Source organism: Kribbella sp. NBC_00662 (genome assembly GCF_041430295.1).
GTDB lineage: Bacteria > Actinomycetota > Actinomycetes > Propionibacteriales > Kribbellaceae > Kribbella.
On record NZ_CP109029.1, the window covers coordinates 5,476,909 to 5,489,147 of the forward strand.

The window sequence follows — 12,239 nt, forward strand, 5'->3', positions numbered from 1 at the left end:
AACTTCGCGTCGGAGTTGGTGTCAGAGGAGGCGGTAATGGTGCACCAAGTCGCACGCTAAGCGGATGTACGATTGGTGTCATGACGCGCATCTCCGTGGACGTGAACGACGAGTGGCTCGAGGCAGCGAGAGCCGAGCTGGGCACCGACACCAAGGTGGAGACCATCAACGGTGCTCTGCGCGAGCTGGCCGTGCGACGGCGCGGGAGGGAGATCGCCGAGATCTTCGCCAGCGCGCCGATGGACTTCTCGGGCTCGGCCGAAGCGTGGCGTTATGGCGGCGGTCGCGATCTCGAGGGTTTGGCCGACCGTGCCCGGGAGGACCGGAGCGCATGATGGCCGGGGCCGTCTACTTGGCCGACACCTCTGTCTACGTTCACCAATCGCGGTCCGAGGATGTCTTTCGGAGATTTCAGTCGTTGCTCGCCGAGGGCAGACTTGCTGCCTGCCAGATGGCAGCGCTCGAATATCTGAACAACGCTCCGGACCCCAAGTGGTACGAGAAGTTGTGGGGTGCGATCCAAGGGCAACGCTGGGTCGATGTGACCACTGAGGCAATGGACCGGGCGCTGGAGGTGCATCGCGAGCTTGCCAAGAAGAGCCACCATCGGCTCTTCAGACTGCCCGACCTGATCATCGCGGCGACGGCGGAGTTGGCGGGGTTGACGGTTCTGCATTACGACGAGGACTACGACCGGATCGCGAAGATCACCGGACAGCCGGTGGAGTGGGTTGCGCCGAAGGGATCGCTCTGACGTGACCGACTACCTGGTGGTGAGTGCTGTCGCCGGGGAGGCTCGGTATGTTCCCGACGGGATTCCGGTGGTGATTACCGGGGTCGGGAAGACTGCTGCGGCGGTCGCGGTCAGTCGGGCGTTGGCGGAGCGGGAGACCGCGAATCTTGTCGTACTCAACGTGGGGACGACCGGGGCGTTGCGGGACGGGTTGTCCGGGTTGTTCCTGCCGAGTCTGGTGATCAATCACGATGTGAACGCGGATGCGATTCGGGCGATCGGGTTGGATCCGCAGGACGAGTTGGTGGTTGAGGGTGGGGACGGGACGGTGCTCGCGTCGGGAGATGTCTTCGTGACGGATCCGCTGGTGCGACAGCGGTTGGCGGAGCGGGCGCATCTGGTCGACATGGAGGCGTACGGCGTCGTGTACGCGTGCCGCGAGTACGGCGTACCTGTGCGTGTCGTGAAGCACGTTTCGGACTCGGCCGACGAAGCAGCGCTGGACTGGCCGGCGCTGGTGGATGCCAGTGCGAAGGTGCTGGGGGAGTGGGTCAGCGAGTACGTGCGCTGAGCCACTCCAGTACTGCGGTCTCCCGCACCAGCCAGCGCATTACGCCGACACCGCTATCCATGACTCTGCGGTTAGCCGCGAGCGCCGCGTCGATGGTCACCCACTGCGGCGTGAGTTCCAGCTCGGCCTCATAGCCCTCCAGTTGCTGGCCGCCAACCAGCGTCCCGCCTGAGCACTCGAAGTAGTACGACGTCATGCCGAACACGTCGTACTCCGTCTCGATCGCCGGCACCTCCTCGCGGGTCGACACCAGCTCCGGGCCGACGACAACCGCGTCGTACCCGCACTCCTCGCGGAACTCACGTCGGAGCGCGACCTCGAAAGACTCGCCAAGCTCGACACCGCCGCCAGGGAACTTGTAGTCGCCGTGGCGGGACGCAAGCAGCAACAGCTCGGGCCTGCGGAACAGCACCCCACGGACCGCGGTGCGCTCGACCAACCGTCCACCGGGTGAGAGCTCCGGTGAACGAAAGGTCGCGAGCAGCATGCGGTCTATGCTGACCTGGCCTCGGGTCACCTGCGTTCTTTCGTGGAGGTTCGTATGTCGGTTCTGTCGGCACTCGTTGCAGCGCTTGCGGATGAGTCGGTCGAGGTGGTGGATCTGACGTCGCCGCTGTCGGCGTCGACGCCCGTGATCCAGCTGCCGCCGGAGTTCGGCCAGACGGCGCGGTTCGCACTCGAGGAGATCAGCAGGTACGACGACCGCGGGCCGGCCTGGTACTGGAACAACTTCACCAGCGGCGAGCACACCGGCACGCACTTCGACGCGCCGAACCACTGGGTCACCGGCAAGGACCTCGCCGATATCGCGTCGGTCCCGGCGAACCGGCTGATCGCACCGGCCGTCGTACTCGACTTCACTGCCGAGGTCGAGAAGAACCCCGACTTCCTCGTCGAGGTCGACCACCTCAAGGCCTGGGAGGCGGACAACGTCCCGCTGCCCGCCGGCGGCTGGCTCTTCGTCCGCACGGGGTGGGACGCGCGATCGCATTCGCAGGAGGCGTTCCTCAACGCCGACGAGAACGGACCGCACACGCCGGGCCTGTCGCCCGAGTGCGCGCGATGGGTCGCGCAGGAGTCGCCGGTCCTCGGCATGGGCGTCGAGACCGTCGGCACCGACGCGGGCAAGGCGCACTCGTTCGACCCGCCGTTCCCGTGCCACTCGTACCTGATGGGCAGTGACAAGTACGGTCTGACACAGCTGCAGAACCTGGCCCAGCTCCCACCGACCGGCGCTGTCATCATCGCCGGACCGTTGCCGATCGTCGGCGGATCCGGCGCTCCCGCCCGCGTGCTCGCGCTGGTCGAACGCGGATGAACGTCGCGGATGCCGTCGGCCGGGCATTGGCTGCCGCGGGCGTCCGCCAGGTGTTCGGCGTGGTCGGGTCGGGCAACTTCCACCTGACGAACGCGATGGTGGCCGGTGGCGCGCCGTTCGTCGCCGCGCGGCACGAGGGCGGCGCGGCGACGATGGCCGATGCGTACTCGCGGATGAGCGGGACTGTCGCGGCGGTCACGGTCCACCAGGGCTGCGGTCTCACGAACGCGATGACCGGGATCACCGAGGCCGCGAAGAGCCGTACGCCGATGGTCGTGGTCGCCGCCGAGGTCCTCGAGCCGCGGTCGAACTTCTACGTCGATCAGGAAGCGCTGGCCCGTGCCGTGGGCGCGGTACCGGCGCGGATCACGTCGGCGGAGACTGCGGTGACGGAGGCGCAGGCCGCCGTGGCAACCGCCATGGAAGAACGGCGGACAGTGCTGCTGAATGTCCCGCTACCCGTGCAAACGCTGGAGGTCCCATCGCCTGTCACCGCGCAGCGGCTGTTACGGGATGCGGTTGTGCCGGATGACGCTGAAACCGGCGCTTTGGTCGAGCTGTTGCAGCGTGCGGAGCGGCCCGTCTTCGTCGCCGGCCGTGGGTCACGTGGACACCGGCTGGTGCTCGAGGCGTTGGCAGAAAGATGCGGCGCCCTCCTCGCGACCTCCGCCGTCGCGCACGGTCTGTTCCACGGCAACCCGTGGTCGCTGGGGATCTCGGGCGGCTTCGCGTCACCGCGTACCGCGGAGCTGATCCGCGCCGCCGACCTGATCGTGGGCTGGGGCTGTGCGCTGAACATGTGGACGATGCGCCACGGCCAGCTGATCGGGCCCGACGCCACCGTCGTGCAGGTCGACGACGACCCGTCGGCACTCGGCGCCCATCGCGAGATCCACCTCGGCGTCACCGGCGACGTCGGGCTCACCGCGACGCGGGCGCTGGACGCATTCGGCGAAAGGCGCACTGGCTATCGCACCACCGAGTTGGGAAGTGTGCGCCGGCGCGACGTCGAGTACGACGACACGAGTACGGCGGAGCGGATCGACCCACGGACGCTGAGCATCGCGCTGGACGACCTCCTACCGGCCGAACGCGTGGTCGCCGTCGACTCCGGCAACTTCATGGGCTACCCGAGCGCATACCTGGATGTCCCGGACGAGAACGGTCTCTGCTTCACCCAGGCGTTCCAGTCGATAGGCCTCGGCCTCGCCACCGCGATCGGTGCGGCGCTGGCCCAGCCGGACCGACTGCCCGTCGCCGCGCTGGGCGATGGCGGCGCGCTGATGAGCGCCGCCGAGCTGGACACAGTCCGACGGCTCGGTCTGCCGATGCTGGTGGTCGTCTACAACGACGAGGCCTACGGTGCCGAGGTGCACCACTTCGCTCCGGGTGGGCACGCCTTGGACACGGTGACGTTCCCGTCGACCGACATCGCCGCCATCGCCCGGGGATACGGCTTCGAGGCCGCGACCGTCCGTACAGTCGGCGACCTGGTGGCGGTCGAGGACTGGCTGAACGGACCGCGACCGGCGCCGATGCTCGTGGACGCGAAGGTGGCGGACCAGCCATCGTGGTGGCTCGAGGAGGCGTTCCGCGGCCACTGACCTATCCTGGCTTGACCTTGACCCCAGGGGCAAGGTTTAGCGTCGGGGTGAAGGAGGCGGGATGCGGATCAGCGATCTGGCGGCCGAGGCCGGTGTGACGGTCAAGGCGGTGCGGTACTACGAGTCGCAGGGGCTGCTCAAACCGCGGCGCGAGGCGAACGGGTACCGCACGTACGACGCGGACGACGTGGTCGTGGTGCGTGAGGTGAAGGCGCTGCTCAGTCTCGGGCTGACCGCCGAGCAGACGTACCCGTTCATCGAGTGCCTGCGCGCCGGCAACGAGCGCGCGGACGTCTGCCCGGCGTCGTTGACCGCGTACCGGACCCGGATCGCGGACGTCGACCGGCGGATCGCGGAGCTGACCGATCTGCGGGCCCGGCTGACCGACCTCCTGACCGATGCCGAGAGCTGGAGGATGAAACAACTATGAGCGAACTGCGTACCGTCGACGAGGCCACCTTCGACGAGGTCGTACTGCGGTCCGAGAAGCCTGTACTCGTGGACTTCTGGGCCGAGTGGTGCCCGCCGTGCCATCAGATCGCACCGGTGCTGGCCCAGATCGCCGCCGAACGCGCCGATCGGATGACCGTGGTGAAACTGAACTCCGACGAGAACCCGTCCATCTCCGCCCGGTACCGCGTGATGGCGCTACCGACTCTCATCCTGTTCCACCACGGCGAGATGATCTGGTCCGTCGTCGGCGCCCGCCCGAAGGCCCGCCTCCAGAAGGAACTCGACGACGCCCTCCTCACCGCCGTCTAGCTGGTGAATTTGTAGAGCTCGACCAGGACGCCGTGGGGGCCGGCGACGTAGGCCGACGTCGTGCCCCAGTCGGTGTCGGTCGGCTCGAGGACCACGTTGCCGCCTCGGCGGCGGATCTCTTCGATGTCCGCGCGGACGTCGTCGCTGCTGAACTGGAGCAGGGTGCCGCCGAGGGGGCCGAAGTCGTCGATCATCGCGCCGGTGTGCAGCGCGATCGTCATCGCGCCGGCCTTCACCTCGGCGTACCCCTCGCTCGCGGTGCCGGAGATCTCCAGGCCGAGGATGCCGGCGAAGAAGTCGGCCAGGTCCTGGTTCTTCTCGCGGGTGTCGGTGAGCAGGCCGAGGTGGTCGAAGCGGAGGTTCATCGCCGGAGCTCCCTTGTTGACGGTTAGCTGTCTAGGATGCTAGCAATATAGCCATGGCAGATGGCGATGGCAAGAAGGTGCAGTTCAACGTGTATCTGCCGCCCGGGTTGGTGCGGCGGGTGAAGCACAAGGCGATCGACGAGGGCGCGAGTCTGTCGTCGCTGGTCGAGCAGGCGCTGGCGGAGTACCTGGACAAGCATGGGGAGGCGCGGGGATGAGCAGCGTGACGATCAGGCCGTTGCGGTTCACGGCCGACGTGGAAGGGATGCGGGCGTTCCTGCAGACGCTCGGGCTGCGGTCGCGGATCGAGTCCGAGCGCGGCGGCTGGATCGACATGCTGACCGGTCACGGCATGGTCGCGCTGCACGACGCGGCGAGCAGTAGCACCGGCGGACAGCCGGGGCAGACCAACCTGTCGTTCGAGGCGGACAAGATCGATGAGTTGAGAGACCGGCTGGAGCAGGTCGGATTCGTCGACGCAACTGTCTTCGACGAGGCGTACGGGCGCGTGCTGTCGGTGACCGGCCCGGACGGCGTCGTCATCTGGGTCGACGAGCGGGCAGATGACCTGTACGGGTACAAGGTGCACGACGCGCGTCCGGACGAGCGCTGGTCGGTCACGCCGTACCTGATCGGTGCGGAAGAGTCGGCCTGGCGCCGTTTCTTCGAGGGCGTTGGCATAGACACCCCCGTGCGGTTCGGGCCTGCGGACGGCGACTTCGCAGTACGGCTCGACCTCAGCACCACCGAGGACCTGAACGAGGTCCAGAGCCGGCTGGACGGCTATGACGTCAAGCGGACGGCGACAGGGCTCGAGATCGTGGATCCGGACGGGCAGTTGGTCGTGGTGCACGGATGATCGCCGTACGGCGTGCCGAGCTCAGCGACGTCGACGCGATCCGGCAGATCGGTCTGACGACCTGGCCGGTGGCGTACGCCGGACTCGTGCCGGAAGCCTTCATCACCCACGGACTGGCCGAGTGGTGGTCCGTCGAGGCAGTCGAGCGCGGCATCAGCAGAGGCATCACGCTCGTAGCGGCGGACGGCGACGCCCTGGTCGGCATGGTCGGGCTGGGTCGTGAAGAAGACTTCTGGGTGATGTGGAAGCTGTATGTGCTCCCCGATCACCAGGGCAAGGGCGTCGGCAAGGCACTCCTGGACGCCGCGATCGCGGCGCTTCCGGACGGTACGCCGGAACTCCTGCTCGACGTCCTGGTCGCCAATGACCAGGCGATCGGCTTCTACCGCAGTCAAGGCTTCACCGAGGCGAAGCGGACCCCGGACCGCGATCTCGGTGTGGAATTGATGTGGATGGTCATTGACCTCGACCGCACCTGAGCTTGCAGGATTCCGCCATGACGACAGTGATGCCCGACCGGCTGCGCGACGACCCGGACTTCCGGCGGTACTGGACCGCCCGTGCGCTGTCGATCACCGGCTCGATGGTCACGGCGATCGCGCTGCCGGTGCTTGTCTACCGGCTGAGCGGTTCGACCGTGCTGACCGCAGTGGTGACAGCGCTCGAGTCAGCGCCGTACCTGCTGGCCGGACTGTTCGCGGGTGCACTCGCGGACCGCTGGAACAGACGTCGAACGATGGTGACGGCCGACTGCGTCAATGCTGTGCTGGTCGGGTCTGTGCCGGTCGCGCATCTGCTCGGTGTGCTGACCGTCGCTCACGTACTGGTGGTCGCGTTCACCGTGCAGGCCGTCTACACGTTCTTCGACGGCGCGAACTTCGGCGCACTGCCCGTCCTGGTCGGTCGAGCGCGGGTGGCGCAGGCCAACTCCGCTGTCTGGACTGCTTCGAGCCTGATCGAGCTGTTCGTACCGCCACTGACCGGTCTGACGCTCGCCGTACTCGATCCGGCCAGTCTGCTCACCCTGGACGCACTCAGCTTCGCAGCGTCCGCGTTCGCCGTCCGCGGGATCGTGCGAGCGATGTCCGAGTCCCGTGAGGGACAGCCGCCGCTCCGGCCGCGGGTAGTACTGACCGACATCGGTGACGGCCTGCGCTACCTGATCCAGCACGCCGGCGTACGGACGATGACGATCGTCGGCAGCATCCAGTCGTTCGCCGGCGGTGGATTCATGGCGCTGATCGTGGTCTGGTGCGACCGCGTCCTCGACATCGGTACGTCGGGACTCCGGTTCGGACTGGTCTGGGGGACCTGGGGGATCGGCGGACTGATCGCCGCACTCAGTCTGCCCAGGCTGCTGAAGCGGATGCCGCCCGCGGCGATCACTCTGTACGCACTGCCGGTCTCGGCGCTCCTGGGCGTGCTCACACCGCTGTCTCCCCAGTGGGTCGTCGCTGCGCTCGCAACGCTCGTGTGGGGTTCGGCGTACGTGCTGGTGATCGTCAACGCGATCTCGTACCGCCAGCAGGTGACTCCGGAGAAGCTGCTCGGCCGGGTCAACACAGCGGGCCGGATGCTGTCCTGGGGCGTCGGGTGGACGCTGGGCTCGGTGCTCGGCGGAGTGCTTGGCAACGCCTACGGACCGCGGACCGGGATGGTGCTGATGGGGCTCTTCGGGTGTGTCGGAGTCGTGTTCGCCTGGACCTCACCGTTGCGCCGGATCGCGGCCGGTCACGACAACCAGGCGGTCTGACCGCGGCCCTGTTTTATACGTGCGGGGCCATCATCCGCTAAGTTCTGCGCGTGGGCGTACGGGTTCTCGGTCCTCGTGACCTCGCGGCGGCGCGCGCGGTCATCGCCCGCGATCCAGTCGTGAATGTGTTCGTCGACAGCCTCGTGCAGGCATCCGGACTCGACCCCCGGCGCGGTGCCGAGGTCTGGGGGTACGTCGACAAGGGCGCGCTCGAGGCCCTGTGTCACGCCGGTGGCAACATGGTCCCGGTCGGCGCTGACGACGCGGCGCTGCGCGCGTTCGCGGCGTACGCGATGCGCCGGGGGCGGAACTGCTTCCAGATCCTCGGGCAGGCTCGCGCGGTCGACCAGCTGTGGAGCATCCTCGAGCCGCACTGGGGTCCGGCCCGCGAGGTCCGCGACGACCAGCCGTTCATGGTGATCGAGGGGTCGCCGTTGATCGCGCCGGATCCGCTGGTGCGTGCGGTGGAGCCGGTCGAGTTGCCGGTCCTGTATCCGGCCTGCGTGGCGATGTACACCGAGGAGGTCGGCGTACCGCCGCAGACCGGCCCGGACGGGACGTTCTACCGGTCGCGGGTCGCGGAGCTGATCCGGGCCGGGCGCGCGTTCGCGCGGATCGAGGACGGACGGGTCGTGTTCAAGGCCGAGGTCGGGTCGGTCGGTTCCGGCGTGTGCCAGATCCAGGGCGTGTGGGTCGACCCGGAGTACCGCGGCCGTGGCCTCGCTGCGCCCGGGATGGCTGCCGTGGTCGAGCTGGCCCGGCAGATCGCGCCGGTGGTGACGCTCTACGTGAACGCCTTCAACCTGCCGGCGCGCGCGGCGTACGAGCGGGTCGGCTTCCGCACGATCGAGACGTTCGCGACGATTCTGTTCTGATTCCGCGTACTCTCCGTGATCCGTCGATGATTGGCTGGTCGGCGTGCGAAGGCTCGTGGCTCTTCTGTGCACCCTTGCCGCCACGGTCGTGTCCTCGACGGCCTATTCGTCGCCGGGTGTGACGTACTACGGCGGGTACCACACCGTCGTCGGCCACGAGCAACACAACGCCGCCGTCGCGTCAGCGCACCCTGACCTCGTGAAGCTCTACGACATCGGCGACTCCTGGCTGAAGGTGAAAGGACAGGGCGGGCACGACATCCAGGCGTTGTGCATCACGAAGCCGGCGCCCGGCGATTGCGCCTTGAACAGCACCGGGAAGAAGCCCAAGTTCGTCCTGCACGCCCAGATCCACGCGCGTGAGCTCGCGACCGGCGAGATCGCGTACCAGTGGATCGACCTGCTCGTCTCGTCGTACGGCGTCGATCCCGAGATCACCGAGCTGCTCGACACCCGCGAGCTGTGGGTCGTGCCGATCGCGAACCCGGACGGTGTCGACGTCGTCGCGTCGAACCCGGCGCGCCCGCTGCTGCAACGGAAGAACGTCGACGACAGCGCCGGGGACTGCCAGGCGGGCTACCCCGGAGTCGACCTGAACCGGAACTCGTCGTTCCAGTGGGACGCGAACCAAGGCGATCCGTGCACGGAGATGTACCCGGGTGCGAAGGCGGCGTCCGAGCCGGAGACCGTGGCGATCCAGGGGTTTCTGGCCAAGATCTTCCCCGACACCAAGGGCGCTGTGGACGCGCCGGCCGCCGCGAGCACGACCGGCGTTTTCGTGACGCTGCACAGCTACGGGAACGACATCCTGGCGTCGTGGGGTTACACGAGGACGGCCGCGCCGGACCAGGCCGCGTTGGTGGCCCTGGGCAACAAGATGGGCGGGTTCACGGGGTATCCGGTGTTCACCGGGGACGGCGGGGTCGGGTACCTGACACCGGGTTCGACCAGCGACTGGTTGTACGGGACGCGCGGCGTGCCGTCGTACACGTTCGAGATCGGGCCGCGGACCGGCTGGTGCGCCGGTTTCCTGCCGCCGTACTCGTGTATTGCCTCGACGTTCTGGCCGTTGCTGAAACCAGCGTTGGTTTATGCCGCGAAGGCCGCCGCGACGCCGTACGGGCAATTGCCGTGATTACCGTCCGGTAAGCTCCGGCGCATGTCGCGGAGCAAGACGACCACCGGCCTGTCCGTTCTGTTCGGCGTGCTCGGATCGCTGCATTTCCTGAAGCCGGAGCCGTTCGAGAGGATCGTGCCGCACGCGCTGCCGCGCAAGAAGGAACTCGTCTATGCGTCCGGCGTGGCCGAACTGGCCTGCGCGGCGGGTCTGCTGCACCCGCGCACGCGGCGGCCGGCCGGATTGGCGAGCGCCGGCCTGCTGGTCGCGGTGTTCCCGGCGAACGTCCAGATGGCCGTCGACCTGCGGTCGAAGGGCTCGCGGACCGCGCAGGCGATCGCATACGCGCGGTTGCCGCTGCAGCTGCCGTTGATCAGATGGGCGCTCAAGGCGGCCCGCGAGTGACCTGTGGATAACGTGGTGAGACCATATCCGCCGGGCGGATATTCTCTGTGACGTCCCGTTGTCCACTTTTGCACGCTTGGAGACTCCCGTGATTTTGCGTATGTCGTCGCTGTTCCTTCGCACGCTTCGCGAGGACCCGGCGGACGCGGAGGTCCCGAGCCACAAGCTGCTCGTCCGCGCCGGGTACATCCGGCGCGCCGCGCCCGGCATCTACACCTGGCTGCCGCTGGGCCTGCGGGTGCTGCGCAACGTCGAGCGGATCGTCCGCGAGGAGATGGACGCGATCGGCGCGCAGGAGCTCGTCTTCCCGGCGCTGCTGCCCCGCGAGCCCTACGAGGCCACCGGCCGCTGGACGGAGTACGGTCCGAACATCTTCCGGCTGAAGGACCGCAAGGGCGCCGACATGCTGCTCGGTCCGACGCACGAGGAGATGTTCACGCTGGTCGTGAAGGATCTGTACTCGTCGTACAAGGACCTGCCGCTGTCGATCTACCAGATCCAGAACAAGTACCGCGACGAGGCGCGGCCGCGGGCCGGCGTGCTGCGCGGGCGTGAGTTCGTGATGAAGGACTCGTACTCCTTCGACATCGACGACGATGGCCTCGCCGCGTCGTACGAGAAGCATCGCGAGGCGTACATCAAGATCTTCGACCGGCTCGGGTTCGACTACGTGATCGTGCAGGCGATGTCCGGCGCGATGGGGGGCTCGCGGTCCGAGGAGTTCCTCGCCATCGCGGAGAACGGCGAGGACACCTTCGTCCGCTCCCCGGGTGGGTACGCCGCCAACGTCGAGGCGGTCGTCGTGCCGCAGTCGCCGGCTGTCGACGCCTCGGCGGTGCCCGCGTCCGAGGTCGTGGACACGCCGGACACGCCGACGATCGACACACTCGTGGACGCGCTGAACGCGAAGCATGCGCGCACCGACGGTCGCGAGTGGACCGCTGCGGACACCTTGAAGAACGTGCTCGTGATGCTCGTGCACCCGGACGGGTCGCGCGAACCGCTGGCGATCGGCGTCCCGGGAGACCGGGCGATCGACGAGAAGCGGCTCGGTGCGCAGGTCGAGCCGGCCGAGGTCGTCGCCTTCGAGGAGGCGGACTTCGAGAAGTACCCGTCGCTGGCGAAGGGCTACATCGGCCCCGGCGTGCTCGGCAAGGAGAACACGTCGGGCATCCGGTACCTGCTCGACCCTCGGGTGGCCGAGGGCTCCGCGTGGGTGACGGGTGCGGACAAGTCCGGTTTCCACGTCATCAACCTGGTGCACGGTCGCGACTTCACCGCGGACGGGACGATCCAGGCCGCCGAGGTGCGCGACGGTGACGAGGCGCCGGACGGTTCGGGTGCGCTGGAGTCGGCGCGCGGGATCGAGATGGGCCACATCTTCCAGCTCGGCCGCAAGTACGCCGACGCGCTCGACCTCAAGGTCCTCGACCAGAACGGCAAGCTCGTCACGGTCACCATGGGTTCGTACGGCGTCGGTGTCACCCGCGCGGTGGCGGCGATCGCGGAGGGCAACCACGACGAGCTCGGTCTGGTCTGGCCGCGCGAGATCGCGCCGGCCGATGTCCACCTTGTTGCCACAGGCAAGGATTCCGAGGTCTTCTCGAAGGCGGCCGAGCTCGCTGCCGAGCTGGAATCTCGCGGCGTGTCGGTGATCTACGACGACCGCGAGAAGGTCTCCCCGGGCGTGAAGTTCAAGGACGCCGAGCTGATCGGCGTCCCCACCATCGCAGTGGTGGGCAAGGGCCTCGCCGACGGCACCATCGAGGTCAAGGACCGTCGCTCCGGCGACCGCACCGACGTGCCGGTCGCCGACGTCGTCGACCACCTGGTGGCGGCCGTCCGCAGCTGAACCAGCCTTAGAACCGGTCCCACTC

The 12,239-nt window shown here is 67.9% G+C and carries 17 protein-coding genes; 15 read left to right on the top strand and 2 right to left on the bottom strand.

Going from position 1 to position 12,239, the window contains the following annotated elements:
• Positions 1–80 precede the first annotated feature (80 nt).
• Genes OHA10_RS27295 through OHA10_RS27305 form a run of 3 tightly spaced genes read left to right on the top strand, consistent with a single transcriptional unit; the run spans position 81 to position 1,304 of the window.
• Positions 81–335 carry a type II toxin-antitoxin system VapB family antitoxin gene (locus OHA10_RS27295; protein ID WP_371401607.1) on the top strand — a complete coding sequence of 85 codons (255 nt, stop codon included), beginning with the start codon at positions 81–83 and terminating at the stop codon, positions 333–335.
• Positions 335–754: a PIN domain nuclease gene (locus OHA10_RS27300; RefSeq protein WP_371407998.1), complete on the top strand. Its 420-nt coding sequence runs from the start codon at positions 335–337 to the stop codon at positions 752–754. Before OHA10_RS27295 ends, OHA10_RS27300 begins: the two co-directional genes overlap by 1 nt.
• A gap of 1 nt (position 755) precedes the next feature.
• Entirely contained in the window at positions 756–1,304 is a 549-nt protein-coding gene (locus OHA10_RS27305) for a nucleosidase (protein WP_371401608.1), read from the top strand.
• Here the strand turns inward: OHA10_RS27305 and OHA10_RS27310 are convergent.
• Positions 1,285–1,791, bottom strand: a complete 507-nt coding sequence (locus OHA10_RS27310; RefSeq protein ID WP_371401609.1) for an NUDIX domain-containing protein — start codon at positions 1,789–1,791, stop codon at positions 1,285–1,287. The two genes, OHA10_RS27305 and OHA10_RS27310, sit on opposite strands and share 20 nt — an antisense overlap.
• 54 nt (positions 1,792–1,845) lie before the next feature.
• Between OHA10_RS27310 and OHA10_RS27315 the strand changes: the two genes are divergently transcribed.
• The 4 genes from OHA10_RS27315 (at position 1,846) to trxA (ending at position 4,988) form a co-directional block, all read left to right on the top strand.
• Complete coding sequence (locus OHA10_RS27315; protein WP_371401610.1) at positions 1,846–2,622, top strand: cyclase family protein; 777 nt, start codon at positions 1,846–1,848, stop codon at positions 2,620–2,622.
• Positions 2,619–4,226, top strand: coding sequence for a thiamine pyrophosphate-binding protein (locus OHA10_RS27320; protein WP_371401611.1), 1,608 nt, complete (start codon positions 2,619–2,621; stop codon positions 4,224–4,226). Before OHA10_RS27315 ends, OHA10_RS27320 begins: the two co-directional genes overlap by 4 nt.
• 61 nt (positions 4,227–4,287) lie before the next feature.
• On the top strand, positions 4,288–4,656 hold the full coding sequence (locus tag OHA10_RS27325) for a MerR family transcriptional regulator (protein ID WP_371401612.1): 369 nt from the start codon (positions 4,288–4,290) through the stop codon (positions 4,654–4,656).
• Entirely contained in the window at positions 4,653–4,988 is a 336-nt protein-coding gene (gene trxA / locus OHA10_RS27330) for a thioredoxin (RefSeq protein WP_371401613.1), read from the top strand. The genes OHA10_RS27325 and trxA overlap by 4 nt, the downstream gene beginning before the upstream one ends.
• On the opposite strand, the gene OHA10_RS27335 is transcribed toward trxA, so the two are convergent.
• Positions 4,985–5,353: a VOC family protein gene (locus OHA10_RS27335; protein WP_371401614.1), complete on the bottom strand. Its 369-nt coding sequence runs from the start codon at positions 5,351–5,353 to the stop codon at positions 4,985–4,987. The genes trxA and OHA10_RS27335 overlap by 4 nt on opposite strands.
• A 53-nt stretch (positions 5,354–5,406) precedes the next feature.
• Here OHA10_RS27335 and OHA10_RS27340 point away from each other — a divergent pair, with 53 nt between their 5' ends.
• The 8 genes from OHA10_RS27340 (at position 5,407) to OHA10_RS27375 (ending at position 12,214) form a co-directional block, all read left to right on the top strand.
• On the top strand, positions 5,407–5,571 hold the full coding sequence (locus OHA10_RS27340) for a CopG family transcriptional regulator (protein ID WP_371401615.1): 165 nt from the start codon (positions 5,407–5,409) through the stop codon (positions 5,569–5,571).
• Positions 5,568–6,212 carry a VOC family protein gene (locus OHA10_RS27345; protein WP_371401616.1) on the top strand — a complete coding sequence of 215 codons (645 nt, stop codon included), beginning with the start codon at positions 5,568–5,570 and terminating at the stop codon, positions 6,210–6,212. Before OHA10_RS27340 ends, OHA10_RS27345 begins: the two co-directional genes overlap by 4 nt.
• Entirely contained in the window at positions 6,209–6,691 is a 483-nt protein-coding gene (locus tag OHA10_RS27350; protein WP_371401617.1) for a GNAT family N-acetyltransferase, read from the top strand. Before OHA10_RS27345 ends, OHA10_RS27350 begins: the two co-directional genes overlap by 4 nt.
• A 17-nt stretch (positions 6,692–6,708) precedes the next feature.
• On the top strand, positions 6,709–7,965 hold the full coding sequence (locus OHA10_RS27355; protein ID WP_371401618.1) for an MFS transporter: 1,257 nt from the start codon (positions 6,709–6,711) through the stop codon (positions 7,963–7,965).
• A gap of 50 nt (positions 7,966–8,015) precedes the next feature.
• A complete protein-coding gene (locus tag OHA10_RS27360; RefSeq protein WP_137254648.1) occupies positions 8,016–8,840 on the top strand; it encodes a GNAT family N-acetyltransferase in 825 nt (274 codons plus the stop codon).
• A 43-nt stretch (positions 8,841–8,883) separates the two neighbouring features.
• A complete protein-coding gene (locus tag OHA10_RS27365) occupies positions 8,884–9,975 on the top strand; it encodes a M14 family zinc carboxypeptidase (protein WP_371401619.1) in 1,092 nt (363 codons plus the stop codon).
• Positions 9,976–9,999: 24 nt separating this feature from the next.
• Entirely contained in the window at positions 10,000–10,362 is a 363-nt protein-coding gene (locus OHA10_RS27370) for a hypothetical protein (RefSeq protein WP_371401620.1), read from the top strand.
• 88 nt (positions 10,363–10,450) lie between these two features.
• On the top strand, positions 10,451–12,214 hold the full coding sequence (locus tag OHA10_RS27375) for a proline--tRNA ligase (RefSeq protein ID WP_371401621.1): 1,764 nt from the start codon (positions 10,451–10,453) through the stop codon (positions 12,212–12,214).
• Positions 12,215–12,239: the final 25 nt, after the last annotated feature.

What these genes read in the sequence shown, in the direction of transcription:
- OHA10_RS27295 (WP_371401607.1), top strand. Translation starts at nt 81, where the DNA reads ATGACGCGCATCTCCGTGGACGTGAACGACGAGTGGCTCGAGGCAGCG.
- OHA10_RS27300 (WP_371407998.1), top strand. Translation starts at nt 335, where the DNA reads ATGGCCGGGGCCGTCTACTTGGCCGACACCTCTGTCTACGTTCACCAA.
- OHA10_RS27310 (WP_371401609.1), bottom strand. Translation starts at nt 1,791, where the DNA reads ATGCTGCTCGCGACCTTTCGTTCACCGGAGCTCTCACCCGGTGGACGG.
- OHA10_RS27315 (WP_371401610.1), top strand. Translation starts at nt 1,846, where the DNA reads ATGTCGGTTCTGTCGGCACTCGTTGCAGCGCTTGCGGATGAGTCGGTC.
- OHA10_RS27320 (WP_371401611.1), top strand. Translation starts at nt 2,619, where the DNA reads ATGAACGTCGCGGATGCCGTCGGCCGGGCATTGGCTGCCGCGGGCGTC.
- OHA10_RS27325 (WP_371401612.1), top strand. Translation starts at nt 4,288, where the DNA reads ATGCGGATCAGCGATCTGGCGGCCGAGGCCGGTGTGACGGTCAAGGCG.
- trxA (WP_371401613.1), top strand. Translation starts at nt 4,653, where the DNA reads ATGAGCGAACTGCGTACCGTCGACGAGGCCACCTTCGACGAGGTCGTA.
- OHA10_RS27335 (WP_371401614.1), bottom strand. Translation starts at nt 5,353, where the DNA reads ATGAACCTCCGCTTCGACCACCTCGGCCTGCTCACCGACACCCGCGAG.
- OHA10_RS27340 (WP_371401615.1), top strand. Translation starts at nt 5,407, where the DNA reads ATGGCAGATGGCGATGGCAAGAAGGTGCAGTTCAACGTGTATCTGCCG.
- OHA10_RS27345 (WP_371401616.1), top strand. Translation starts at nt 5,568, where the DNA reads ATGAGCAGCGTGACGATCAGGCCGTTGCGGTTCACGGCCGACGTGGAA.
- OHA10_RS27350 (WP_371401617.1), top strand. Translation starts at nt 6,209, where the DNA reads ATGATCGCCGTACGGCGTGCCGAGCTCAGCGACGTCGACGCGATCCGG.
- OHA10_RS27355 (WP_371401618.1), top strand. Translation starts at nt 6,709, where the DNA reads ATGACGACAGTGATGCCCGACCGGCTGCGCGACGACCCGGACTTCCGG.
- OHA10_RS27370 (WP_371401620.1), top strand. Translation starts at nt 10,000, where the DNA reads ATGTCGCGGAGCAAGACGACCACCGGCCTGTCCGTTCTGTTCGGCGTG.